This is a genomic window from Pseudomonas sp. MONT-RG-20F-20-E-7-02 (assembly GCF_022662395.1).
GTDB lineage: Bacteria > Pseudomonadota > Gammaproteobacteria > Pseudomonadales > Pseudomonadaceae > Aquipseudomonas.
Genome location: NZ_JAKNQN010000013.1, coordinates 20874 through 45116, shown reverse-complemented (window position 1 = coordinate 45116; position 24243 = coordinate 20874). Strand labels below are relative to the sequence as shown.

Sequence of the window (24243 nt, the reverse complement as noted above, 5' to 3'; positions counted from 1 at the left end):
CGGACGCAGAGCGTCCAAGGCGGCATTCCCACGCAGAGCGTGGGAACGATCTACAGGAAAATTTTATGCCCACTGCCCTTTACCGCTTCATCCTCGCCGCCCTGCTGTTGCTGCCTTTTGCAGCACACGCCGGCGACGCCGACGACTTCCTCGCTGCCAACCCGATGCAACAAGCCAAGCTGCTCCAGGATTGGGCCGCACAGCCCGACCCCGCACGCATCGAGCTGGTGGACGCCCTGCAACAAGGCCAGATCACGGTCAATGGCGAAACCAAGACCGTGCGCCTGAACAATCGCCTGCGTGGCCTGATCGACAACGTACAAGCCAGCCAGCAACTGCTCGCCGCCGACCCCAAGGTGCGCCTGGCAGCGGCACAAACCCTGCAAAAAAGTGCTGTACCTGCCCAGCTAAAATTCCTCGACCAGCAAGTCGCCGCCGAAACCAACGAGGACGTGCACACCGCCCTCAGCCTGGCCCTGGCTAACCTGCAACTGGTGGACAGCGACCCCGTGGTGCGCCTCGCCGCCGTGCGTTTGCTCGGCGGCACCGGCGACCCGCTGGCGCGCACGCGCCTCGAAGCGTTGCTCGCGCCCGGCGTAGAAACCGACGCCGCCGTGCACACCGCCGCCGAGACCAGCCTGGCCCAGGTCAAACGCAAATTGATGGTCGGCGAAATCCTCGGCCAGGCCTTCAGCGGCATGTCCCTGGGCTCGATCCTGTTGCTCGCGGCCTTGGGTTTGGCGATCACCTTCGGCCTGCTCGGCGTGATCAATATGGCCCACGGCGAGATGCTGATGCTCGGCGCCTATTCCACCTACGTAGTGCAGTTGATGATGCAGCGCTACGTGCCCGCGGCCATCGAGTTCTACCCGTTGATTGCGCTGCCCGTCGCGTTTTTTGTCACCGCCGCTATCGGCATGGCCTTGGAACGCACAGTGATTCGTCACCTCTACGGCCGCCCGCTGGAAACCCTGCTGGCCACCTGGGGCATCAGCTTGATGCTGATCCAGCTGGTGCGCCTGGTGTTTGGTGCGCAGAACGTCGAAGTGTCCAACCCCGAATGGCTGTCGGGTGGCATTCAAGTGCTGCCTAACCTGGTGCTGCCGTACAACCGCATCGTGATCATCGCCTTCGCGCTGTGCGTGGTGGTGCTGACCTGGCTGCTGCTGAACAAGACCCGCCTGGGCCTCAACGTGCGCGCTGTCACCCAGAACCGCAACATGGCCGCCTGCTGCGGCGTGCCGACCGGGCGCGTGGACATGCTCGCGTTTGGCTTGGGCTCCGGCATCGCAGGTCTCGGTGGCGTGGCGCTGAGCCAGATCGGCAACGTCGGCCCGGACCTGGGCCAGAGCTACATCATCGACTCGTTCCTGGTGGTGGTGCTCGGCGGTGTCGGCCAGTTGGCCGGTAGCGTGATGGCCGCCTTCGGGCTGGGCATCGCCAACAAAATTCTCGAACCGCAGATCGGCGCCGTGCTCGGCAAGATCCTGATCCTCGCGCTGATCATTCTGTTTATCCAGAAACGCCCGCAAGGACTCTTCGCACTGAAAGGACGGGTGATCGACTGATGAACCAGCCATTGATGCTTACGGCCACACAAAAGGCCGGCCCCAAGGTGACGATAGCGGTCGGCGTGGTGATCCTGATCCTGCTGCTGGCGCTGCCGTTGTGCTCGCTGCTGTCGCCGGAAAACCCGCTGCACGTGTCGGCCTACACCCTGACACTGGTGGGCAAGATCCTCTGCTACGCCATCGTCGCCCTCGCGCTGGACCTGGTGTGGGGTTATGCGGGCATGTTGTCCCTGGGCCACGGTTTGTTCTTTGCCCTGGGCGGTTATGCGATGGGCATGTACTTGATGCGCCAGGCCTCCGGGGATGAGCTGCCGGCGTTCATGACCTTCTTGTCGTGGACCGAGTTGCCCTGGTATTGGGTCGGCACCGAACACTTCCTCTGGGCCATGTGCCTGGTGGTGCTGGCGCCGGGTTTGCTGGCGCTGGTGTTCGGTTTTTTCGCCTTTCGTTCGCGGATCAAGGGCGTGTATTTCTCGATCATGACCCAGGCGCTGACGTTCGCCGGGATGTTGCTGTTTTTCCGTAACGAGACCGGGTTCGGCGGCAATAACGGCTTCACCAACTTCCGCAGCATCCTGGGTTTTGGGATTACCGAGCCGGGCACGCGGGCGGTGTTGTTCTTTGCCACCGTGGTGTTGCTGGTGGCGAGTTTGTACACCGGCTGGCGCCTGGCGCAGAGCAAGTTCGGCCGCGTGCTGACGGCATTGCGCGATGCCGAAAATCGCCTGATGTTCTGTGGCTACGACCCGCGCGGTTTCAAGCTGTTTGTGTGGGTGTTGAGCGCGGTGTTGTGCGGTTTGGCGGGTGCGTTGTACGTACCGCAAGTGGGCATTATCAACCCCAGCGAGATGTCGCCGACCAACTCCATCGAAGCCGCCGTGTGGGTGGCCTTGGGCGGGCGCGGCACGCTGATCGGCCCGCTGCTCGGCGCCGGCGTGGTGAACGGCATGAAGAGCTGGTTCACCGTGGCGTTCCCGGAATACTGGCTGTTCTTCCTCGGGGCGCTGTTCATCATCGTCACCCTGTACCTGCCCAAGGGCGTTATCGGCTTGCTGAAGAAATGAGGAATGTCATGCTCGAACCTATTTTCGATGCGGGCAGCAGCCGCGATGCCATCGGCCTCGGCCAGGCCGCCGGCAAGGGTCTCAACACCCGCCACGGCACCATCCTGACCCTGGAAGACATCAGCGTCAGCTTCGATGGTTTCAAGGCGCTCAATGACTTGAACCTGTACATCGGCGTCGGCGAATTGCGCTGCATCATCGGCCCCAACGGCGCGGGCAAGACCACGCTGATGGACGTGATCACCGGCAAGACCCGCCCCAGCCACGGCAAGGCCTGGTTCGGTGAAACCCTGGACCTGACCAGCATGAGCGAAGTGCAGATCGCCCAGGCCGGCATTGGGCGCAAGTTCCAGAAACCCACGGTGTTCGAAGCCCTCAGCGTGTTCGAAAACCTGGAGCTGGCGCAGAAAACCGACAAGTCCGTGTGGGCCAGCCTGCGCGCGCGCCTGAGCGGCGAGCAGAAAGACCGCATCGATGAAGTGCTCGACACCATCCGCCTGACCGCCTCGGTGCAGCGCCCGGCCGGGCTGCTGTCCCACGGGCAAAAGCAGTTCCTGGAAATCGGCATGCTGCTGATGCAAGACCCACAGCTGTTGCTGTTGGACGAGCCGGTGGCAGGCATGACCGACGCCGAAACCGAATTCACCGCCGAACTGTTCAAGCGCCTGGCGGGCAAGCATTCGCTGATGGTGGTGGAACACGACATGGGCTTTGTCGGCTCGATTGCCGACCACGTCACCGTGTTGCACCAGGGCAGCGTGCTGGCCGAAGGGTCGCTGGAACAGGTGCAGGAAAACGAGCGGGTGATTGAGGTTTATTTGGGCCGCTGATCGTTCCCACGCTCCGCGTGGGAATGCCGCCCTGGACGCTCTGCGTCCGCTGTGTGACGCGGAGCGTCACGGTATGCATTCCCACGCAGAGCGTGGGAACGATCAAGGGTGGGAACGATCGTTGAGGAGAGTTTGAATATGCTGCAAGTCGACAAGCTGCACCAGTACTACGGCGGTAGTCACATCCTGCGCGGGCTGTCGTTTGATGTGAAGATCGGCGAAGTCACTTGCCTGCTCGGCCGTAACGGCGTGGGCAAAACCACCCTGCTCAAGTGCCTGATGGGTTTGCTGCCGGCCAAAGAAGGCGCGGTGAACTGGGAAGGCAAAGCCATCACCGGCCTCAAGCCGCACCAGCGCGTGCACGCCGGCATCGCCTATGTGCCTCAGGGCCGCGAGATTTTTGGCCGACTCACAGTGGAAGAGAACCTGTTGATGGGCCTTTCGCGTTTTCCAGGCTCCGAAGCCAAGGAAGTGCCGGCGTTTATCTACGAGCTGTTCCCGGTCTTGCTGCAGATGAAACATCGGCGCGGCGGCGATTTATCCGGTGGCCAGCAGCAACAGTTGGCGATTGGTCGCGCGCTGGCCAGCCGCCCGCGCCTGTTGATTCTCGATGAGCCCACCGAAGGCATCCAGCCGTCGGTGATCAAGGAAATCGGCATGGTGATCAAGAAACTCGCGGCGCGTGGCGATATGGCGATCCTGCTGGTGGAGCAGTTCTACGACTTCGCCGCCGAACTGGCGGATCAATACCTGGTGATGTCCCGTGGTGAAATCGTGCAGCAAGGCCGAGGTGAAAATATGCAAAGTGAGGGTGTACGCGGGCTGGTTACCATCTAATCTGTAGCGTCCTAACGATAAGCACAAGCACATGAACTTGCCCGTAACCCCTGCCCTGTTCACCCCCAGCTGGCACGCCGAGCTGGAGCTCGGCTACGCGCGTTTCGGCGATACCACGCGCCCGGTGATGCGCCGCCACCTCGGCCCGCTGCGGGTGCAAAAGCACTTGTACGCCGAAGGCCCCGAAGTGTGCCAACACATCATCGTGCACCCGCCCGGCGGGATTGCCGGCGGTGATCGCCTGGACATCAGCGCCCATGTTGGCGCCGGTGCCTGGGCGCAATTGACCAGCCCCGGCGCGGCCAAGTGGTATCGCGCCAGTGGCCCGGCGTATCAACAGCTGGAGTTGACCGTGCAAGCCGGCGCCACCCTGGAATGGCTGCCCCAGGAAACCATCGTGTTCAGCGCCGCGCAGGCCGAAATCACCACGCGCATTGAACTGCAAGGCGATGCGCGGCTGTTCTACTGGGACGTGGTCGCCCTCGGCCGCCCCGCCAGTGGCGAGCGGTTCGACCTCGGCCACTTTCAATCGCACCTGGATATTCGCCGCGACGGCCAGTTGCTCTGGCATGAGCGCCAGCGCATTGTAGGCGCCGATGGCTTGCTCGACTCGCCCATCGGGCTGGACGGGCAACCGGTGTTTGCCACGCTGTTGCTGACTGCTGATATCGAACCTGAATTATTGGAAACCTGCCGCGCCTTGCCGCATGCGGTGCGCGGTGACCTGACCCAACTGCCCGGCTTGCTGGTCGCCCGCTGCCTGGCCAGTGAGGCGCTGCTGGCGCGGGGTTGGTTGATTGATTTGTGGAAACTGTTGCGCCCCTCGGTATTGGGGCGAGAGGCCGTGGCACCGAGAATTTGGAGCACATGAAGATCTGAAGTGGAGCAGGCCCCCTGTGGCAGCTGGCTCCCACAATTGATCTTTGTTGTGGTTAAAAATGCATTCTTTGAAGGACCTTGAACCATGGATTTGACCCCACGGGAAAAAGACAAACTGCTGATCTTCACCGCCGGCCTGGTCGCCGAGCGTCGCCTGGCACGTGGCGTGAAGCTCAACTACCCGGAAACCATCGCCTACATTTCCGCCGCCTTGATGGAAGGCGCCCGCGATGGGCGCACCGTCGCCGAGCTGATGCACTTCGGCACCACCCTGCTCAGCCGTGAACAAGTGATGGAAGGCATTCCGGAAATGATCCCGGATATCCAGGTGGAAGCCACCTTCCCCGACGGCACCAAACTGGTCACCGTCCACCAGCCTATCGCGTGAGGCCAGCCATGATTCGTGATGCAACCGAGCAAGACCTGCCGGCCATTCGAGACATCTACAACGACGCGGTGCTCAACACCACGGCGATCTGGAACGAGCAACCCGTGGACCTGGCCAACCGCCAGGCCTGGTTCAATGCGCGCCAGGCCCAGGCGTATCCGATATTGGTGAGCGTCGAAAACGATGAAGTCACCGGCTATGCCTCATTCGGCGACTGGCGGCCCTTCGAGGGTTTCCGCTACAGCGTCGAGCACTCGGTGTACGTGCGCAATGACCAACGCGGCAAAGGCCTTGGCCCGCGCCTGATGCACGCGTTAATCGAACGCGCCGCCACCTGCGGTAAACACGTGATGGTCGCTGCCATCGAAAGCGGCAACCAGGCGTCTATTCGCCTGCATGAGCGCCTGGGGTTCATCACCACCGGGCAGATGCCGCAAGTGGGCATCAAGTTCGGCCACTGGCTGGACCTGACCTTTATGCAACTGACATTGAATCCGGGCGCCGAACCGCCCAAGGAGTGAGATCGATGAGCGCTGCACAACTGCGTCGAGTCAATGCTGAAAGTTTTGCCCATTACCGCCTGGGTTTGATTGAGCTATTGCTCGACGCGGTGCAGCACGGTGCCTCGGTTGGCTTCATGGCCGACTTCGACGAAGCCCAGGCCCGCGACTACCTCAAAGGCGTGCAAGCCAGTGTTGAAGGCGCCAGCCTGCTGCTGTGGGTGGTGGTGCGCGACGAGCAAGTGATCGCCAGCGTGCAATTGGCGCTGTGCCAGAAAGCCAATGGCCTCAACCGCGCCGAAGTGCAAAAGCTGCTGGTGCACAGCACGGCGCGTCGCCATGGCCTGGGCCAGCAATTGATGAACGCCCTGGAACTCGCCGCGCGCCAGCACAGGCGCGGCCTGCTGTACCTGGACACCGAGGCCGGCTCGGGCGCCGAAGCCTTCTACCAGTCGCTGCACTACACCAAGATCGGTGAACTGCCCGACTACTGCCAAAGCCCGGACGGGCGCTACAGCCCGACCGCCATCTACTTCAAGACCCTGGGGCAACCTGCATGATTCCTGGTGAATATCAGATCCAGCCTGGCGACATCGAACTCAACGTGGGCCGCCGCACCGTTACCCTCAGCGTGGCCAACAGCGGCGACCGGCCGATTCAGGTGGGCTCGCATTACCATTTTTTCGAGACCAATGACGCGCTGACGTTTGATCGCGCCGCGAGCCGTGGCATGCGCCTGAATATTCCGGCGGGCACGGCGGTTCGGTTTGAGCCGGGGCAGAGCCGCGAAGTGGAGTTGGTGGATTTGAGCGGTGGGCGCCGGGTGTTCGGGTTTGCCGGACGCATCATGGGCGACCTGTAGTTTTTCTGGTGTCTGCTCGGGCCTCATCGCAGGCAAGCCAGCTCCCACAGGGGAATGCGTTCCAAATGTGGGAGCGGGCTTGCCCGCGATAGAGAGCGAAGCGAACGATTTCAAACTTTCCTGAATCTCAAGGCATGCACATGAAGATTTCCAGACAAGCCTACGCCGACATGTACGGCCCCACCGTCGGTGACAAGGTCCGCCTGGCCGACACCGATCTGTTCGTCGAAGTCGAGCAGGACTTCACCATTTATGGCGAAGAAGTGAAATTCGGCGGCGGCAAGGTGATCCGCGATGGCCAGGGCCAGAGCCAATTGCTCGCCCATGAGGTGGTGGACACCTTGATCACCAATGCGTTGATCATCGACCACTGGGGCATCGTCAAGGCCGACGTCGGTTTGAAGAACGGCCGCATTCACGCGATCGGCAAAGCCGGCAACCCGGACATCCAGCCGGGCGTGACCATGGCCATCGGCGCCAGCACCGAAGTGATCGCTGGTGAAGGCATGATTCTCACCGCCGGCGGCATCGACTCCCACGTGCATTTCATCTGCCCGCAGCAGATCGAAGAGGCGCTGACCAGCGGCGTCACCACCATGATCGGCGGCGGCACCGGCCCGGCCACCGGCACCAACGCCACCACTTGCACCTCCGGGCCGTGGCACCTGGCGCGCATGCTGCAAGCCAGCGACTCGTTCCCGATGAACATTGGTTTTACCGGCAAGGGCAACGCCAGTTTGCCGGAGCCGTTGATCGAGCAGGTCAAGGCCGGCGCCATCGGTTTGAAGCTGCATGAGGATTGGGGCACCACGCCCGCCAGCATCGACAACTGCCTGAGCGTCGCCGACCAATATGACGTGCAGGTGGCGATCCACAGCGACACCCTCAACGAGTCCGGCTTTGTCGAAACCACATTGGCCGCGCTGAAGGGCCGTACCATCCATACCTATCACACCGAAGGTGCCGGTGGCGGCCACGCGCCGGACATCATCAAGGCCTGCGGCTTTGCGAACGTGCTGCCCAGCTCGACCAACCCGACCCGCCCGTTCACGCGCAACACCATCGATGAGCATCTGGACATGTTGATGGTCTGCCATCACCTGGACCCGAGTATCGCCGAAGACGTGGCGTTCGCCGAAAGCCGCATCCGCCGCGAGACCATCGCCGCCGAAGACATCCTGCATGATCTGGGCGCGTTCTCGATGATCAGCTCCGACAGCCAGGCCATGGGCCGCGTCGGCGAAGTGATCACGCGCACCTGGCAGACCGCCGACAAGATGAAAAAACAGCGCGGCGCGCTGCCTGGCGACGGGCCTGGCAATGACAACTTCCGCGCCAAGCGCTACATCGCCAAGTACACCATCAACCCGGCAATTACCCACGGCGTCAGCCATATTGTCGGCTCCATCGAGGTGGGCAAGTGGGCCGACCTGGTGCTGTGGCGCCCGGCGTTTTTTGGCATCAAGCCGACCCTGATTCTCAAGGGCGGCGCGATTGCTTCAAGCCTGATGGGCGACGCCAACGCCTCGATTCCAACGCCACAACCGGTGCACTACCGCCCCATGTTCGCCAGTTTCGGCAGCTCGCTGCATGCCACCAGCCTGACCTTTATCAGCCAGGCAGCGGCCGACGCGGGGTTGCCCGAAGCATTGGGGTTGAAGAAGCAAATCGCCGTGGTCAAAGGCTGCCGCAACGTGCAGAAAACCGACCTGATCCACAACGATTACCTGCCGGATATCGAGGTGGACCCGCAAACCTACCAGGTCAAGGCCGACGGCGTGTTGCTGTGGTGTGAGCCTGCGGATGTGCTGCCGATGGCGCAGCGGTACTTTTTGTTTTAGCGCAGACGACTGCGCCCCGAACACGCTTGTGGGTCCTCGGGGCGCAGTCGCAGTGTTGCTTACGCAAATTGTGTTTCGAATCATGCCCTCGCTGTAGTCGTAATTCATGCGCAGCTCAGCGCCCGCCGGAATGTCTTCAGTCGCAAACACCGCCGTCAGGATAAAATCCGTCCTGGTGGTTTTTGCGCCCCACACTTCATCCGCTTCGATGTCGAACCCGACACCTTCAACGTTGTAACCGCCTGCGGCCTGACGCACCGGTTTGCCATTGGCGTCATATTCAAAGTTGGTATTTATCCTGGAGATAATGTTGTCCCCCGATATTTCGATCGGCTCCCTTCCAAGCCTTCCTGAAGCCGGCCGGGAGCCTGCCAGCAGGATGTAAGTCTGCCCACCAGGGCTTGCCACTTGAGAGGGCAGGACGGTCCCGCCATAAACACCGACTATTTCCCCTTTGGCGATTCGGCGGTTGGCAACCACCATGGACTGGCCGATCAGCGACTTCTCCCCAGGCGCCTTCATATCGTGCGCAGTGAACACACGCCGCTGCAGCTTCGCTTCATACAGAGCCCCAACGCCCTCATAGCCTTCAAACTTGATGTAAGGCTTGATCTGCTCCGAGGTGTATTCAACACCGGACGCCGACCGAACCTTTCTCTGCAGTTTACGAATTCGTATCGGTTTGCCCTGTAAATCCCTGAGCGGATATCGGGCGTTGTTCACGCGGCTGTAACTGCCCGGCGTATTGCGCAGCTGTGCGAAGTGAGTTTGCTGGCGCATGGCAATGAGTTCGTCCGCGGTGTAGGGCTGCATCGGCATAGACTCCGAAGCATCTTCGAACACCTCCTGGGAAACTCCCGGCCGCATCCCGCCCGTCGAGCCTCTGCGCTTCCAGACCCCGGCGACATCGGGCTTGGCGATAATCGCGCTACTGACCAAGGCAAACGGATTATCCGGCGCCTGCACCCATAACACGTAGTGCTCACCATCGCCTGCATCGGGCATGCTCGCAATGAAGTACGGCTTGCCGCCGAACTCAATGGCTTGCGCCTGGGCGAGTTGTAAGCCAGACACCGGATTCTCCAGCACTTCAAGGGTTCCCCGTGGCAGCAAGGCGTGGGCGATTTCTTGACGGGTCAGGGAATTGAGCAGTGCCGCGTTCTTAATCGCCCACTGCGCCTGCAGGTCATCGGCCTGTTGCCGGTACAGAGCCTCGGCCAACGTCTGCGCCTCAAAGCGACGGGTGAGATCGGCCATTCGCGCATGATAGGGTTGGCGCTGGGCTTCAAATTGCACGTGGTATTTGTTGGCGAGGTAGTCCTGCCAGAAGGTCCTCGCCAGCAATGCGTGGAACTCTTTCGGTGAGTGATCCAGCGCCACAACTTCGTTATACGCCGCCTCCAGCATCGCCGGGGTAACGTGGGCAAGGTCGGCGAACTGCATTTTCTGCGGCTGACCCGGTAATTGCAGACGGTCCTTGAGGCCGACACGATAGGCCAGCCTTATCTCGACCTCTTCACTCAGGCGCAGAGTGTGGGGGAGTTTGTCAGCCAGGCTTACCGCCGGATCATTTACGATTGCCTGGCTGCGGGCGATATCGGCCGAGGCGATCCGGTCCAGCGCGTCCAGGCGAAACAGCCCCCGCGCCAATGTCCGCAACTGCGGGCCTTGCGTCAGGTCGCCGGCCGTTACGCGAGCCTTGGAAACCATCACCGCGAGTTCCATATTGCTGAAGGTAAACACCGCACGGTCACAGCATTTCGCCTCCCCGCCCAACTCGAAAACCTCCGCGCGCAGCCGCCCGGATTCAGGGGTATTTGGACTGATCGCCTCGATCAGTTCCCATATTCGTCGCTGCTGATCGGCATGGCTTGCGGGCGTTGTCTCCAGCCGATCAAGCTGATTGAAAAAACCATCGGCCTTCTGCGCGCCACGCAATGCAAACCACTGGGCCCTCTTGCTTGCCACCTCATCAGTGGGCATCCCTTCGGTCCAGCGCAGAAACGCATCGTGTGGGCCCGTGTCGATCACTTCAACGCCGCGTACGTTCAGCGCACGCACCGCAAACACATTTGACGAGTTCGTGGTCTCCAGCCCCTCTTGGTGAAGTCGCTCAGCGTAATCCCGCACTTTCTGCTGAGTAGCAGGTAACAGTGGGTTGTTGCTGGCATTGGTTAAATCGTTGATGCGCCTTGCCGTTGCCAACAACTCGTCTGTCGGTGCAATGATCGCGTCAGGGATCGTCGTGATCTCGTTACTCCGCAGGTCCACCTCCTCCAACGCTTGCAGTTCAAGCAGCCCATTTGGCCAGGCGTCAATGCCTGTGTTGTGCAGGCTGAGGACGCGCAAATCCGTCATCGCGCTGAAAGTCGGGGTCATGCCGAGCGGGTTGTTCCCCAGGCGTAACGCTTGAAGGGCAGTGCGTGCGGACAGGATCGCGGACGTCTGCGGGGTCAAACTGATTCGGTTGGAATTAAGGTACAGGCTGGTCAGCGCATTCATATTGCCCACAGCAAGGGGCACTTCCCTGAGCTCGTTGAATGCCATGTCCAGATGCCGCACATTCGGGAAGCGGGAGAGAAAACCTTCGGGCGAAGTGCTGAGATTCATGAACCTCAATTTGAGTGAGGCAACATGACTAAAGTCCACGCCAAGGTCCGGCAAGCTCGGCAAATTCAAGTGGGACAGGTCGAGCGTATAACCCGGCCCCGTACCGTCACTGGCCAGCATTTGCTCCGTTTCCTGTCGCCAGCATTGCAGAATACGTTCCTTGGCTGTCGCTCGATCAACCCTGTTCGGCGCCTCGAGACCGCGCTGGAAGGGCGCACCGAATTGCTGGCGCACCGGGGTTAGCTCGTAAACCCAATCGTACAACTTGTTGCTTAACGTAGAGTGTTCTTGCTCAAGCCTCAGCAGTTCCGCGTCGGCACCTGCCCCCAGGTTTCTGAGAAACTCCCGGGCTTGTTGACGCGTCCTTGCGGGGTACACGCTCTGATACCGTTCAATGCTGGGGCCGCCAACGTCGAACGCGCTGGACAGCGTGCCTTCCAACAGATCAGGCCGTTCCCGGCTCAGGCGCAGCCAGTAGCTATCAAATTTTTGCCAGTACTCGGCAGGAAAATTGTTTCTATCAAGCAGGGTGACACGATTGATCCGGGCAATCGCCTCAAGCTGATCAGGCGGTGGGTCCAGATTGATCGCAGGCACCTCACTGAGCCTGTTACCCTCCAGGTTGACGTAATCCAACCCTGTATCAGCACGCAGCCCCACTGGCCACTGGTCGATCCCGGTACCAAGGAGGCTCACCTGTCTCAACCGGGACATAGCACTAAAATCGGGACACATACCCAGTGGATTGTGGTGAAGCATGAGGACCTCAAGGTTGCTGAGGGCACTCAGTTTGGCCGCGCTTTGCGAGGTCAAACGGATATCGTTGAAGCCCAGGCTCAATACAGTCAGGTTATTCATGCCGCCGATCACATCAGGCAATGACATCAGCCCGATGGACCCATCGATGTTCAAACGTTTCAGACGGGGAAAATTCTGAAGGAACGTATCGGCATTGTCGGACCACTTCATAGTTAACAGCTCGAGTGACTCGACATGGTTGAAATCGGCCTTCAATGCGGGCAGATCCATCCCCACTAACGAAAGCGTGTGAGCGCGGCCCTCTCGACGCCAGCAGCTCAAGATATTCTTGACGTTGATAGCCGCTGCCTCTGCGCTTGGATCGTAGGCCGAGTCCCTGGGCTGAGCTCTCTCCCAAACCTTCAAGGCGTTCTTCAGGCCTCGATACTCGGCCTCCAACCGGGATAACCCGCCGCTGACGTCATCGCCTAACCGCTCGATAATGGCCGTGATCTCTGGCTCACTGAGCGTGGGGTAAAGTTTTCGAGCGCGGGCCTGGGCAGAACTGGAGGTGCCGCGCGCCCATCGTCGAACGCCGCCCCCACCGCCCAGCAGGCGCACTGTCGGGTCCACGTTCGGCTTGAGCAGCGGATGCTCCAGCAATACCGTGCGCAGCGACGCACGCGGCAGGGGCGTTTGCTGGATCGCGGCCTTCATTTGCGACGCGTCGATAAACCCCAGGCCCTGGCGCTCGGTGGCAGACAACAGGTCCCAGGTCGCCGAGTAGAAGTCCCTGGGCGTGGGCGCCTGGAACTGGCCGTTGTTCATCACCACCAGCGTCTTGCTTACCGGTGCGTCCGGCGGGCCGACAGCATCCAGCAGTGGCCCCGTGGCCGAGTACTGACGCAGTTCCACCCGCGCTCCGCTCGGCCAGCCGGGCAAGGTTTCGAGGGTACGCAAGGCCAGGCGCTGGCTGTCAACATCCGCCAGGGTGTCCAGATGCAAGCCTTCGTAGGCGCGAGAAACGCGGGTTTCCTGTTCACACCATTTGGCTTGTTCGGCTTGCTGTTTAGGCAACATCCCGGTGCGGCGCAAAGCCTGCAATTGCTCGCTGCTCAGGCGCTTGAGCAGATGCTCGGCGGCCGCTGTCGGCAACTTGGGATAACTGAGCAGTACCATTTGCACATCGGGATCAGCCGACGAAGTGGACGCCTTGTAGCGTTCCTCCGCCAGCGGACCTTTGAACGTCTCAACGGTGTCGCCAATGTACTGACGTAGCGTGCCGGCGCGCACCTCCAGCGAGTCGGCGGCGCTGCCGGGGATTTCCTTGAGCGTGGGGTCAACGCCCTGCAAGGTGTTCAAGACTTCCTTGAGCAACTCGCCACGTGCCATTTGGCTGTCAGAGACAACCACCACGCGCCTGGACGCCGTAACCGGCGCATCATTCTCCCAAAGCAGGCGGCCGTCGCCGCGCATGACGCGAAGGGGCGTATCGGCGGTCAGCATTCCACGACGCTGCAGCATGTTCAGTTGCAGCACCGGATCAGCCTGGCTGTACACCGCCGGGTCGCTGCTGTGCATGTGCTCAACGAACGTCGTCAGCGCCTGGTGGGCCTTGAAGTGCTGGATCGAGTCTTCCAGCAGCAAGGGCACCGGCTCGTGTTCGACAAAGGTCTGGCGCAAGGCGTCTTCTTCGACGCCACTGGCCATGCGGGCCTGTTCCAGCGTTTGGGTATCGAGGCCACGCTGATCCAGCCCCAGGCGTCGTATCAGGGTCGGCGAATCCCAGGTCAGGGGTTCTTCGACTTCATGGCTCCAGGCACCCGCGTGGTTATGTTCCAGTTGCGGTTCGTACGCACCAGGGCGGCTGGGGTGCTGAATGCGGTACTGCCCGGTCTCGGGCTCCTGTCGGACTTGATAGTAGTCACCTTCATGGGGCAACACCGCCTGCCCGTTGTGCTGGTAGAGGCCCAGGGCGTCCGGTTTGGCATCCGCCGGCAATTCGACAGGCACTTTATAGGGCGTCAGATCAGGGTTCCACAGCAGCTGCTTGCCTGATGGCATGGTCACCGGCCGGAGGTTGTCGACCCTGCTCGACAGTTTGACTTCGGGCAACACCTTGGCCCCGGTGCCCAGCATCGCAACATTCAGCGCCACGCTGGAAAAGTGCGCCCACATCGTCTTCAGGTCGCCTTGATTGGCGACTTCGATACCTTCATACACTTCAGTGCACATCTGCGCCGCGCCCACCACCAGCATGATCGGCCCCAGCCCGGGCACCACGAACGCGAGGAAGTTGAACGCGCTGTTCACTGCGTCGGCATAGCTTGCCATCCGGTCCATGCGCGCCTTGCGGTCTTCATCGCCAGTGGGCACGGCCACGGCGCGGGCGTCGGAGAATATTTTGCTCACCTGCGCCTTGCGCAGTTGCTCCCACAGGTTGCCGTTGATGCGTTGCTCATCCAGAGGCAATTTCGACGGTTTTGGCGCCAGCGGATAATCGCCCGCCGCACCGTTGCCGTTGGTGGGTTTGTACAACCGATTGAACTGCTGAAAAAACAGGCCCTGCTCACGTTGGGGTACGAAGCGGCTGAAAAACCGCCGGTACGAAGCGCTGTGCAAGCGGGTGCGCAGGTCGGCCATAAAGGCGCCGCTGTCGGCATATTCCTTGAGCGGCTGTTGTGGGTCATTGGGGATGAACACCAGCAGGCGCTCGGCGCTGTCACTGTCTTTACGCGCTGGCCCGATCAGCAAAGGCCCCACCAAGACACAGCCAAACACCTTCAGCGCGGCAAATGTCACCGGCTTGCCATCAAGAGTGGCAGTGGCGGGGTCAGTGATGACCTGTTTGATCATCCGGTAAGCGTCCGCGCCGATGCCCCACTCTGCCTGGTGAGAGGCAACCTCGGCGCTCAGTGCCAGCAGTTGGCGCTGGTGTTCTTGCAGTTGCTGCTCCAGCGCCGTGCGCTGGGTTTCGTCATCGGGCTGGACGATGGCCTGGAGGTGCTGCTGGTACAAATTGCCCAGATCCAGAGTGCGGCACATCTGCGCAAACTCATGGGCGGGAATGGCCAAGGCCTGGGAGTTGACCGCATGGGGCGTCGCGATGACCTCGCCGTCATACGAGTTCCAGGTGGTAATCACCTGGCAATCATTACAAAGGCTGGCGCGTTCTTCGTCCGGGGTGAAATTGGCCAGGGCAGCCTCGAGCAACGAAACACCGCGGTACTCATAGCTCAGTGACGGATCCGGGGCCTGGTCGAAGACCAGCACACCGAACAGATCATCACGGCTTTTAAACCCATACTTGCGCGCGAAATAGACGTTCCGCACGTCCAGTTCCAGGTTGAAGCGTTGCTTGATCGCGTCTTTAAGCGGCTGCTCGGCAAAAGCCAGCACATCCTGAATGTTGCCCAGGCTGTTCTCCACTTGGTTCAAGGTCTCGCGATAACGGGTGTGGCTGTCGGCCAGGTCAGCCTTCTGCTGCGCTGTGGCAGTCAGGTACCAGCTGGGCAGCTCCATTTCGTGGTTGGCGAGTTCTTCCTGGCGCTGGGTCGAGCCTTGGCTGAACCACGCAGGTACGCGGTCTTTGAGGAAGTCGTAATGCACGCCCCGAAGGTCAACGTTGAAGCTGCCTTCGGGGGTAGTTGTAACGGGTTGTTCTGGCATATCAGGCCATCCATGACGGGCTGTAAAACCACCAACCTATCGAATAGCCCTGCCTGAAAAGCACTAGGTATTTATCGCGGCTCAGAAATGCTCACGCGGGTTGAACGCGGCTTTCTGCGCCAGCTCTTGCCACAACGCCTTGACCTCCTCGTCGCTGCTTTTAGGCATCACGGCCTTGAGCTGCACAAACAGATAGCCGCGCTGCCCGGCCTTGTTCAGCAAGCCATGGCCCTTGGCGCGCATGCGCTGGCCGTTCTGGCTGCCGGCAGGCACTTTGAGGTTGATCTTGCCGGTGAGGGTCGGCACTGCCACCTCCGCGCCCAACGCCAGTTCCCACGGCGCCAAAGGCAGGTTGATGATTAGGTTTTCGCCATCCACTTCGAATTTGGCGTGCGGCGCAAACTTGATGATCAGGTACAGATCGCCATTCGCTCCCCCACCAATGCCCGGCGCGCCCTGGCCCTTGAGGCGGATGCGCTCACCGTCGGCCACGCCGGCGGGGATCTTCACGTTCAGGCTCTTGGTGGTGTTGCTGACGTGGCGACCCGAGCCGTCGTACTGCGGCACCTGGAAGCTGATCTGCTTGGATTCGGTGGACAGCGTGTCCTCCAGCGACACCGACAGCTGCATCTCCACGTCCTGGCCCTTGCGCCCGGTCGGGCGGCGCTGGCCGCCACCGAAGGCGTCGCCACGGTTGCCGAAGATCGAGCTGAAGAAGTCGGAGAAGTCTTCAGTGCCTGCGCCGCCGCCAAAACCGCCACGGCTCTGCCAGCCCGGCGGACCCTGGAACGGCTGGCCATGCTGGCCGTATTTACGCAGTTCGTCGTATTCCGCGCGCTTATCCGCGCTTTTAAGCGCTTCATAGGCTTCGGACGCGTCCTTGAATTTTTCTTCGGCGTCTTTTTCCTTGCTCACGTCCGGGTGATATTTGCGCGCGAGCTTGCGGTACGCGGCCTTGATTGCCTTGTCATCGGCCGTCGGCTCGACACCCAGAATCTTGTAGTAGTCTTTGAAATCCATCGGCGGTTCACCATCCTCAATCGAGATCGCACAGCCCGGGGCACAACGTGCGCTGCTTTGCACTTGTTGAGGGTTGTGGCCCGGGGGTGCGTCAAAGTGTTATCGGCGCTAGCCGTATGCAACAGATGTGGGGGCAAATCCCGAACTTTCAAGCTCAATTTAACGGATGGCTGGCCTACGCATCCGCCTTCGACTGGCATACACTGCGCGGCCGTTTTTCAACCGGAACCTGATAGACATGAAAAACCCATCCCCAGCCCGTGCCTGCGGTATCGACTTCGGCACGTCCAACTCCACCGTCGGCTGGATCCGCCCCGGCGAGGAGACGCTTATTGCGCTGGAGGACGACAAGATCACGTTGCCGTCGGTGGTGTTCTTCAACTTCGAGGAGCGTCGCCCGGTGTACGGTCGCCTGGCCCTGCACGAATACCTGGAAAACTACGAAGGCCGGCTAATGCGCTCGCTCAAGAGCCTGCTGGGTTCCAAGCTGATCAAGCACGACACCAGCGTACTCGGCACGGCCATGCCGTTCACCGACTTGCTGGCGCTGTTTATCGGCCAGCTCAAGAGCCGCGCCGAAGCCAATGCCGGCCGCGAGTTCGAAGAAGTGGTGCTGGGCCGCCCGGTGTTTTTCGTCGATGACGACCCAATGGCCGACCAGGAAGCCGAGAACACCCTGGTCGACGTGGCGCGCAAAATCGGCTTCAAGGATATTTCGTTCCAGTACGAGCCGATTGCGGCCGCGTTCGACTACGAGTCCACCATTGAAAAAGAAGAGCTGGTACTGATCGTCGACATCGGCGGTGGTACGTCTGACTTTTCCCTGGTGCGCCTGTCACCGGACCGCCGCCACAACGACAACCGCCAGAGCGACATCCTCGCCACCGGCGGCGTGCACATCGGCGGTACCGACTTCGACAAACAGCTCAGCCTGCAAGGCATGATGCCGCTGTTCGGCTACGGTAGCCGCATGAAAAGCGGCGCCTACATGCCCACCAGCCACCACATGAACCTGGCCACCTGGCACACCATCAACTCGGTGTACTCGCAAAAATCCCAGCTGGCCCTGGGCAGCATGCGCTACGACATCGAAGACACCGGCGGCATCGACCGCCTGTTCAAGTTGATCGAACAGCGCGCCGGGCACTGGCTGGCGATGGAAGTGGAAGAAACCAAGATCCAGCTGACCCACGCCGACAGCCGCCACGTGCTGCTGGACCGGGTTGAACCGGGCCTGAGCGTTGAGCTGAGCCGCGCACTGTTCGAGTCGGCGATTGATGGCTTGCTGGAGCGCGTGCGCAACAGCGTCACGCAATTGCTCAACGATGCCTCGGTGGAAGTGGCGCAAGTGGACACGGTGTTCTTCACCGGCGGTTCCAGCGGCATCCCGGCACTGCGCCACAGCATCTCGGCGATGTTGCCGAATGCGCGGCATGTGGAAGGCAATATCTTCGGCAGTATCGGCAGCGGTTTGGCGATCGAGGCCAGCAAGCGCTACGGCAGCTGACCCTCCCCGATTTCACTCACACCGAAAATCAAATGTGGGAGCGGGCTTGCCCGCGAAGGCGGTGCTTCAGTACCAGATGTACTGACTGACACACCGCTTTCGCGAGCAAGCCCGCTCCCACACCGCCTAGTGGTGATAGGCCGCCCACACCCCAAGCAACGTCAGGCACCACATCACCGCGCCGGGCACGATCACCAGGTAGTTCCACAGGTTAAAACGCGCGTTGCTCTGCCCCTCCGGGTCACCGGCCGCGAAATTGACCAGGCCTTGGGCGTGTTGAAGGATGTAGGCACACAGCGGAACGGCCAGGAGCATCAGGGGCTTATAGGCAAACCAGGGCTGAAAACGGTCAGCGGCCATTTCGAAAAGCCTGGCACCTACCGTGACCACGACGAATACCGTCGCCCACTGCTCAAAGTCAAAATCGAACTTTCGACCGCTGCGGGCCACGCTATCATCGGCCCGGCGATAGAGCTGGTGGATGAAGAAAATAAAGAAAATAGCCCGCGCCAACGGCGAAATATCCGCCTGATTGGCTTTCTTGTACGAGCTCCAGTTTTTATACGACCAGATGTAGGTGTACAGCCCAAAGCTGAGCAAGCTCAACACCAGCAGCTTGGTTTTGGAAATGACGTAAAACTCTGAAGACGTGTGTACCGTCTCGGTCAGCTCCGCCGTTGGCGGAGCGTAGATATTGTCGCTCACTGCTTGTTTCCCCTTAAGTCCCTTTAAAGTTCAAGTGAGTGCGTCAAACCATTCCGGCGAGCTTCAGCTCACTCTTCAAATACGCATAGTAAATCGGCCCCGCCACCACACCCGGCAGGCCGAATGCGGCTTCGAACACCAGCATTGCCAGCAGCAATTCCCAGGATTTGGCACTGATCTGCCCGCCGACGATGCGCGCATTGAGAAAGTATTCAACCTTGTGGATCACGATCAAATACCCCAACGCCGCCACCGCCACCCAAATCGACAGTGACAGCGCGACGATGGTGATCAGCGTATTGGACATCAGGTTGCCGATCACCGGCAGCAGGCCAAGCAGGAACGTCAGCACGATCAGGGTTTTGGTCAGCGGCAGGTGGATCCCGCACAGCGGCAGCACCACCGCGAGGAAGATCGCGGTGAACATGGTGTTAAGCGCGGCGATTTTGATCTGGGCGAAGACGATATTGCGAAAGGCCTGGACCAGCAGATGCAGGCGGTCGAACAACGCGGCAGCCAGCGGTTTGCGCTTGGTCAGGTCGGGCACGCGCTGCAGCGCGATAATCGCGCCGAGCACCATGCCGATCAGCAAGGTGACGAACATGTGCGCGGCGTCTTTGCCGACCAATTGCAGTTCGCTGAGGTGTTTGCTCAGCCAATCGCCAATGGCCACGCGAAATTCGGCGGCGCTGGCGGGCAGATAGGCGTCGAGGAACGGCGGCAACTGGCCGCGCGCACGGTCGACCACGCCCATGAATTTGTCGAGGGAAGCCCCGGGGTTTTCCGCTTCGTGAAGCAGGAAGCTGATGGCGCCGGCGAAGATCAACGTCAGCACGCTGACAATCAAGGTGCCGAGCAACGCCACAGCCAGCCAACGCGCGCGCCGACCTTCGATCAGCCGCTGTAACTGCGGGGTGAGCATGTTGACCAGTTCATAAACCAGCAGGCCGGCCAACAGGCTGGGCAGCAGTTTGAGCGGCAGGACCAGCAGTAATCCACCGAAAATGATGATGCAACTGACCAGCAACAACACGTGACGCTGAGAAAACGTTGGCATACAGCCTCAAAACGAACGGCGTTAAAGGATGGGCAGTCTGCCAGCCTTGAGGGAATCAAGCGAGAGGCCAGGGTGTGAATGCGATCAACTGTGGGAGCCGGGCTTGCCCGCGATGCAGGCGCCTCGGTGCAGCAAACTTACCGAGGTGATGCTATCGCAGGCAAGCCAGCTCCCACATTGAGCTCCAGCGTTGGCGAAATCGTGATCAGCCTTTGAGGCAAGTGCTCATAAAGGTCTTGCGTGCATCGCCGGTCAACGCCTTGGTTTTCGCCGTGGCATTGCAGTCTTTCATCTTCTGCTGCTGCGGCGTCAGGGTCTTGGCGTCGTTGGCTGCCGGAGCGGCCTTGAGGCAGGTGCTCATAAATGTTTTGCGCTCGTCGCCGGTCTTGCCTTTGGCTTCGGCGTTGCACGTGGTCATTTTTTGTTGCTGGGCGGTCTGTGCAGCGGTGGCGGCAAACCCTTGGGAACACAGCAGCAGGCCCATCATCAACAGCGGAATACGCAACATCTTCATGGAGTTTTCTCCCTGTTACCGTGCCGGGGGGCACGGCCTACGCAGGAGTGTAGTCAAAGCCTGTTACATCTTCACCGGCTGCGAATATTTGTTCGCCGATACTGCTCCGGCGTGCAGCCGGCGTGGCGCTGGAACATGGCGATAAACGCCGAGGCGGTGCTGTAACCCAGGTCAAACGCCACGTGTTGCACGCTGTGGTCGCTGTCCAGGGCCTCGATGGCCGCCAGGTAGCGCAGGCGCTGGCGCCATTCGCCAAAGCTCATGCCCAACTCGCGCACAAACTGGCGCGCCAAGGTGCGCTCGCTGACGTGCACTTGCTCGGCCCACTGCGCCAGGGGGCGGTTATCGCCCGGTTCAGCCTGCATGCCTTCGAGCACGCCGAGCAGCCCGGGGTGGCGCGCATAGGGCAGGAAGCAATCGTGAATCGGCGCTTGCTTGAGCTGGTCCACCAGCACCTGGGCCAAACGGATATCGGCTTCGGTCTGTGCGATGTTGACGTCACGCTGGGCAAAGTCGCTGAGGATGGCCTTGAGAATCTCGCTGATCGCCAGGGTGCAAGGCGCCTGCGGCAATTGCTCGCAGAGTTCCGGGGCCAAACCGACCGAGCGATAGACTATCGCCTGGGCGTTGTAGGAGCTGTGCTCGGTGTTCGGCGGGATCCAAACCGCGTACTGCGGCGGCGACATAAAGCGGCTGCCGGCGACCTCCATGCGCATCACGCCGTTGGCCGAATAGTCCAGCGAACCCCAGAAATGCCGGTGCGGGGTGCACTCGGTGTCGGGGGCGAAATCCGAGTAACGGAAGTAGACCGGGCTCGGCAGGCTGTGGAAATCCGCGAGGCGTACGGTGTGTCTGGCCATATTGTCTGGATACAACGGTCGTTTGTCTGGATCGCAGTATAGGCTTCGATCCAGACAAGGGATAATCCTGCCTCATCAACACACCTGGTTTCTTTCGATGCAATACGCCTATCCCCTGCTGGCCATTTTTATCTGGGCCGGCAACACCGTGGTCAACAAACTGGCCGTGGGCACGATCTTCCCCGCAGAAATCGGCTTTTACCGCTGGTTGCTGGCGGCGCTGCTGTTTACCCCGTTCATGCTCAAGCCGGTGATTGCCAACTGGGCGCTGATCCGCCCGAACCTGGGCAAAGTCTTTATCCTCGGCGTGCTGGGCATGGCGGTGTACCAAAGCCTGGCTTACTACGCCGCGACCCTGACCAGCGCCACCAACATGGGCATCATCCTCTCGCTGATGCCGTTGATGTCATTGACCGCCGCCATTATCAGCCTCGGCCAGCGCCTGACCTTCGGCGCGCTGACCGGCGCGGTGCTGTCGTTCGCAGGCGTGGTGGTGGTGGTCTCGGCCGGCAACCTCGGCGCACTGCTGCAACACGGGCTCAACTTGGGCGACGGCATGATGCTGATCGCCACGCTGGCCTACGCGGTCTATAGCACCCTGCTGAAAAAATGGCAGCTGCGCCTGCCGCCGTTGGTGTTGCTGTATTTGCAGGTGCTGGTGGCGGTGGTGGTGTTGTTCCCGTTGTTCCTGTTCTCGACCAAGGCGGGCCTGGGCTGGGCGAATATTCCGCTGGTGCTGTACGCCTGCTTGCTGGCGTCGATGCTCGCGCCGCTGGCGTGGATGCACTCGGTGAAAACCCTGGGGCCAAGCCGCACCACGCTGTTTTTCAACCTGCTGCCGTTGATTACCGCGTTGATTGCGGCGGTGGTGCTGAAGGAAGAGTTGGCGCTGTACCACTTGGTGGGCGGCTTGCTGACGCTGGGCGGGGTGATTTTGTCGGAGCGTTGGACGACGCCGGTGCGCCGTGAGGTCAGTGTGGCCTGATACACCGCTATCGCAGGCAAGCCAGCTCCCACAGTTGACCGTGTTTCAACCTTGGAATGTCGGAGCTGGCTTGCCTGCGATGAACGATAACGCGGTCCACCTGCTAAACCCCCGCCGCCTTCAGCCTTCGCGCATGCTCAACAAACAACCGAATCGGCTCCGCGCCCTTGCCGACCAGGCCCAACGACTGGTTGACGATATCAAAGTGGTCCAGCGCATAGTCATCGCCAATCACCACGCCCAGGTGCGAGCTGTAGCGTCCAACCATGCCGTCGCACTGGCCCTTCTCCCGGACAAAACTGCGGGCGAATAACCGGCAACTGCGGTTCGTGCCGTCCAGCAGGTTCCGCCCACGATCAGTCTTGCCCGGCTGCAAGGTGCCGGACCACGAGTAATAACGCACGCCGTTGACCACCTCGGCGCCCTGCCCGCCCCAGGTTTCCGGCAGCCCTTGGGGATACTGGCGGTTAAACCGGGCCACGCCTTCGCAGGTAAGGGACTGGTGCGACGCCTGCAAATCCGCCTTGAAGCGGGGCCCGCGATAGCCGGTTTCCAGCAGGCCCATCACCCAGGCAACCAGATGAAACACCGCGCTCACGACCCGGCCTTTCCAGCTGTCCGGCGGATAGTGGGTGTGGAAATGGTCCGCCAATTCCGAACCGTGGTTGGGCCCGGCCACCGACGTCACCGACGCCACCCATTCCGGGCGCTTGGCCGCGGCATAACGGGCGGTGAGCGAGCCTTGGCTATGGCCGATCAGGTTGACCTTGTCGGCGCCGGTCTCGCGGCGGATGCGCTCGATCTGCACCAGCAACTGCTCGCCGCGCACTTCGCTGGAATCCAGCGGCGCCACCTGCACGGCAAACACCTGCGCACCGCCCGCCCGCAGTGCCGGGACAATGCCGTACCAGTAAGGGAACAGCACCAGGCGCACAAAGCCCAGCATGCCGGGCACCAGCACGAGCGGGTAACGCGTGGCGAGGGATTCGGGCATGCGGCGGGCATCCTGATTGGTGGCGATAACGTCATCCTAGACCACTCGACATGACCGCCCCATGACCGCCAGCGCTTTAGAAATGCCCGGCCAGGTCGTGCAACTGGTGCTCGTCTTCGTGACGGGCGCGCAGGAATCCGTGAAATCCGATAAAACTTTTTGCGTTGCGCGGGACTCACAACTGGGAGCGATCACGCCGGCAGAGCGTGGCGTAAAACCGGATTAGCACCAGGAGATTGAGATGACTGAAGCACATTTGACTGACGTTGCGACCCTGCGCTCACGCGCCCGCCAGAACGTCGAAAACGGCGCCGTGACCGAAGGCTACGACGCCGATCGCGAAGAAATCATCCGCCTGCTCAACGCCTCGCTGGCCACTGAGCTGGTCTGCGTGTTGCGCTACAAGCGTCACTACTTCATGGCCACCGGCCTGAAAGCCAGCGTCGCCGCCGATGAATTCCTTGAGCACGCGACCCAGGAAGCCGAGCACGCCGACAAACTGGCCGAGCGCATCGTGCAATTGGGCGGCGAGCCGGAGTTCAACCCCGACCTGCTGTCGAAGAACTCCCACGCCCAATACGTGGCCGGCAATAACCTGAAAGAAATGGTCTACGAAGACTTGGTAGCCGAGCGCATTGCGGTGGACAGCTACCGCGAAATCATCCAGTACATCGGCGACAAAGACCCGACCACGCGTCGCATCTTCGAAGAGATCCTGGCCCAGGAAGAAGAACACGCCGACGACATGGCCGACATTCTGCAAGACCTGTAACCCGCAACACTGCAATACCTCAATACCCTTGTGGGAGCGG

20 protein-coding genes and 1 pseudogene are annotated in these 24243 nt (G+C 61.0%); 14 read left to right on the top strand and 7 right to left on the bottom strand.

Annotated elements, in window-relative coordinates:
• Nucleotides 1-65: 65 nt before the first annotated feature.
• The 10 genes from urtB (at nt 66) to ureC (ending at nt 8772) form a co-directional block, all read left to right on the top strand.
• Nucleotides 66-1568 carry an urea ABC transporter permease subunit UrtB gene (gene urtB, locus L8I05_RS27205; protein WP_242174997.1) on the top strand — a complete coding sequence of 501 codons (1503 nt, stop codon included), beginning with the start codon at nt 66-68 and terminating at the stop codon, nt 1566-1568.
• A complete protein-coding gene (urtC, locus tag L8I05_RS27200) occupies nt 1568-2635 on the top strand; it encodes an urea ABC transporter permease subunit UrtC (protein ID WP_242174995.1) in 1068 nt (355 codons plus the stop codon). Before urtB ends, urtC begins: the two co-directional genes overlap by 1 nt.
• Nucleotides 2632-3465 carry an urea ABC transporter ATP-binding protein UrtD gene (gene urtD / locus L8I05_RS27195; RefSeq protein ID WP_162530288.1) on the top strand — a complete coding sequence of 278 codons (834 nt, stop codon included), beginning with the start codon at nt 2632-2634 and terminating at the stop codon, nt 3463-3465. The genes urtC and urtD overlap by 4 nt, the downstream gene beginning before the upstream one ends.
• A 138-nt stretch (nt 3466-3603) precedes the next feature.
• Complete coding sequence (urtE, locus tag L8I05_RS27190; RefSeq protein WP_242174990.1) at nt 3604-4302, top strand: urea ABC transporter ATP-binding subunit UrtE; 699 nt, start codon at nt 3604-3606, stop codon at nt 4300-4302.
• Nucleotides 4303-4333: 31 nt separating this feature from the next.
• Complete coding sequence (locus L8I05_RS27185; protein ID WP_242174988.1) at nt 4334-5173, top strand: urease accessory protein UreD; 840 nt, start codon at nt 4334-4336, stop codon at nt 5171-5173.
• A 93-nt stretch (nt 5174-5266) separates the two neighbouring features.
• Nucleotides 5267-5569, top strand: a complete 303-nt coding sequence (ureA, locus tag L8I05_RS27180) for an urease subunit gamma (protein ID WP_032878149.1) — start codon at nt 5267-5269, stop codon at nt 5567-5569.
• Nucleotides 5570-5577: 8 nt separating this feature from the next.
• A complete protein-coding gene (locus L8I05_RS27175; RefSeq protein WP_242174987.1) occupies nt 5578-6090 on the top strand; it encodes a GNAT family N-acetyltransferase in 513 nt (170 codons plus the stop codon).
• Between the two features lie 5 nt (nt 6091-6095).
• Nucleotides 6096-6629, top strand: coding sequence for a GNAT family N-acetyltransferase (locus L8I05_RS27170; RefSeq protein ID WP_242174986.1), 534 nt, complete (start codon nt 6096-6098; stop codon nt 6627-6629).
• Complete coding sequence (locus L8I05_RS27165; RefSeq protein WP_049710249.1) at nt 6626-6931, top strand: urease subunit beta; 306 nt, start codon at nt 6626-6628, stop codon at nt 6929-6931. The genes L8I05_RS27170 and L8I05_RS27165 overlap by 4 nt, the downstream gene beginning before the upstream one ends.
• A 140-nt stretch (nt 6932-7071) precedes the next feature.
• Nucleotides 7072-8772, top strand: a complete 1701-nt coding sequence (gene ureC, locus L8I05_RS29560) for an urease subunit alpha (RefSeq protein ID WP_347341221.1) — start codon at nt 7072-7074, stop codon at nt 8770-8772.
• A gap of 1314 nt (nt 8773-10086) precedes the next feature.
• On the opposite strand, the pseudogene L8I05_RS27160 reads toward ureC, so the two are convergent.
• Together L8I05_RS27160 and L8I05_RS27155 are read right to left on the bottom strand one after the other, a co-directional pair.
• A pseudogene (locus L8I05_RS27160) lies at nt 10087-15642 on the bottom strand (DUF6543 domain-containing protein); the annotation flags it as partial.
• A gap of 228 nt (nt 15643-15870) precedes the next feature.
• Complete coding sequence (locus L8I05_RS27155; protein ID WP_159953922.1) at nt 15871-16809, bottom strand: DnaJ C-terminal domain-containing protein; 939 nt, start codon at nt 16807-16809, stop codon at nt 15871-15873.
• Nucleotides 16810-17047: 238 nt separating this feature from the next.
• On the opposite strand from L8I05_RS27155, the gene L8I05_RS27150 reads away from it, so the two are divergent.
• Nucleotides 17048-18316: an Hsp70 family protein gene (locus L8I05_RS27150; protein WP_159953921.1), complete on the top strand. Its 1269-nt coding sequence runs from the start codon at nt 17048-17050 to the stop codon at nt 18314-18316.
• A 126-nt stretch (nt 18317-18442) separates the two neighbouring features.
• On the opposite strand, the gene L8I05_RS27145 is transcribed toward L8I05_RS27150, so the two are convergent.
• The 4 genes from L8I05_RS27145 to L8I05_RS27130 all read right to left on the bottom strand — a co-directional run bounded on the left by L8I05_RS27145 (nt 18443) and on the right by L8I05_RS27130 (nt 21452).
• Nucleotides 18443-19021, bottom strand: coding sequence for a hypothetical protein (locus L8I05_RS27145; RefSeq protein WP_242174980.1), 579 nt, complete (start codon nt 19019-19021; stop codon nt 18443-18445).
• Between the two features lie 43 nt (nt 19022-19064).
• On the bottom strand, nt 19065-20078 hold the full coding sequence (locus L8I05_RS27140; protein WP_159953919.1) for an AI-2E family transporter: 1014 nt from the start codon (nt 20076-20078) through the stop codon (nt 19065-19067).
• Between the two features lie 205 nt (nt 20079-20283).
• The gene (locus L8I05_RS27135; protein ID WP_145160232.1) at nt 20284-20592 is read right to left on the bottom strand and encodes a PsiF family protein; all 309 of its coding nucleotides are present in this window, start codon (nt 20590-20592) and stop codon (nt 20284-20286) included.
• A 71-nt stretch (nt 20593-20663) separates the two neighbouring features.
• Complete coding sequence (locus tag L8I05_RS27130; protein WP_242174978.1) at nt 20664-21452, bottom strand: helix-turn-helix transcriptional regulator; 789 nt, start codon at nt 21450-21452, stop codon at nt 20664-20666.
• Nucleotides 21453-21549: 97 nt separating this feature from the next.
• Between L8I05_RS27130 and L8I05_RS27125 the strand changes: the two genes are divergently transcribed.
• A complete protein-coding gene (locus L8I05_RS27125; protein ID WP_197625704.1) occupies nt 21550-22437 on the top strand; it encodes a DMT family transporter in 888 nt (295 codons plus the stop codon).
• Between the two features lie 103 nt (nt 22438-22540).
• Here the strand turns inward: L8I05_RS27125 and L8I05_RS27120 are convergent, their stop codons facing one another.
• Complete coding sequence (locus L8I05_RS27120) at nt 22541-23431, bottom strand: triacylglycerol lipase (RefSeq protein WP_197625706.1); 891 nt, start codon at nt 23429-23431, stop codon at nt 22541-22543.
• A 61-nt stretch (nt 23432-23492) separates the two neighbouring features.
• On the opposite strand from L8I05_RS27120, the gene L8I05_RS27115 reads away from it, so the two are divergent.
• Both L8I05_RS27115 and L8I05_RS27110 read left to right on the top strand, forming a co-directional pair.
• Entirely contained in the window at nt 23493-23657 is a 165-nt protein-coding gene (locus L8I05_RS27115; RefSeq protein ID WP_242174976.1) for a hypothetical protein, read from the top strand.
• 15 nt (nt 23658-23672) lie between these two features.
• Nucleotides 23673-24203: a ferritin-like domain-containing protein gene (locus tag L8I05_RS27110; RefSeq protein ID WP_106577657.1), complete on the top strand. Its 531-nt coding sequence runs from the start codon at nt 23673-23675 to the stop codon at nt 24201-24203.
• The last annotated feature ends 40 nt before the right edge of the window (nt 24204-24243 follow it).

What these genes read in the sequence shown, in the direction of transcription:
- urtB (WP_242174997.1), top strand. Translation starts at nt 66, where the DNA reads ATGCCCACTGCCCTTTACCGCTTCATCCTCGCCGCCCTGCTGTTGCTG.
- urtC (WP_242174995.1), top strand. Translation starts at nt 1,568, where the DNA reads ATGAACCAGCCATTGATGCTTACGGCCACACAAAAGGCCGGCCCCAAG.
- urtD (WP_162530288.1), top strand. Translation starts at nt 2,632, where the DNA reads ATGAGGAATGTCATGCTCGAACCTATTTTCGATGCGGGCAGCAGCCGC.
- urtE (WP_242174990.1), top strand. Translation starts at nt 3,604, where the DNA reads ATGCTGCAAGTCGACAAGCTGCACCAGTACTACGGCGGTAGTCACATC.
- L8I05_RS27185 (WP_242174988.1), top strand. Translation starts at nt 4,334, where the DNA reads ATGAACTTGCCCGTAACCCCTGCCCTGTTCACCCCCAGCTGGCACGCC.
- ureA (WP_032878149.1), top strand. Translation starts at nt 5,267, where the DNA reads ATGGATTTGACCCCACGGGAAAAAGACAAACTGCTGATCTTCACCGCC.
- L8I05_RS27175 (WP_242174987.1), top strand. Translation starts at nt 5,578, where the DNA reads ATGATTCGTGATGCAACCGAGCAAGACCTGCCGGCCATTCGAGACATC.
- L8I05_RS27170 (WP_242174986.1), top strand. Translation starts at nt 6,096, where the DNA reads ATGAGCGCTGCACAACTGCGTCGAGTCAATGCTGAAAGTTTTGCCCAT.
- L8I05_RS27165 (WP_049710249.1), top strand. Translation starts at nt 6,626, where the DNA reads ATGATTCCTGGTGAATATCAGATCCAGCCTGGCGACATCGAACTCAAC.
- ureC (WP_347341221.1), top strand. Translation starts at nt 7,072, where the DNA reads ATGAAGATTTCCAGACAAGCCTACGCCGACATGTACGGCCCCACCGTC.
- L8I05_RS27155 (WP_159953922.1), bottom strand. Translation starts at nt 16,809, where the DNA reads ATGGATTTCAAAGACTACTACAAGATTCTGGGTGTCGAGCCGACGGCC.
- L8I05_RS27150 (WP_159953921.1), top strand. Translation starts at nt 17,048, where the DNA reads ATGAAAAACCCATCCCCAGCCCGTGCCTGCGGTATCGACTTCGGCACG.
- L8I05_RS27140 (WP_159953919.1), bottom strand. Translation starts at nt 20,078, where the DNA reads ATGCCAACGTTTTCTCAGCGTCACGTGTTGTTGCTGGTCAGTTGCATC.
- L8I05_RS27135 (WP_145160232.1), bottom strand. Translation starts at nt 20,592, where the DNA reads ATGAAGATGTTGCGTATTCCGCTGTTGATGATGGGCCTGCTGCTGTGT.
- L8I05_RS27130 (WP_242174978.1), bottom strand. Translation starts at nt 21,452, where the DNA reads ATGGCCAGACACACCGTACGCCTCGCGGATTTCCACAGCCTGCCGAGC.
- L8I05_RS27125 (WP_197625704.1), top strand. Translation starts at nt 21,550, where the DNA reads ATGCAATACGCCTATCCCCTGCTGGCCATTTTTATCTGGGCCGGCAAC.
- L8I05_RS27120 (WP_197625706.1), bottom strand. Translation starts at nt 23,431, where the DNA reads ATGCCCGAATCCCTCGCCACGCGTTACCCGCTCGTGCTGGTGCCCGGC.
- L8I05_RS27115 (WP_242174976.1), top strand. Translation starts at nt 23,493, where the DNA reads ATGACCGCCAGCGCTTTAGAAATGCCCGGCCAGGTCGTGCAACTGGTG.
- L8I05_RS27110 (WP_106577657.1), top strand. Translation starts at nt 23,673, where the DNA reads ATGACTGAAGCACATTTGACTGACGTTGCGACCCTGCGCTCACGCGCC.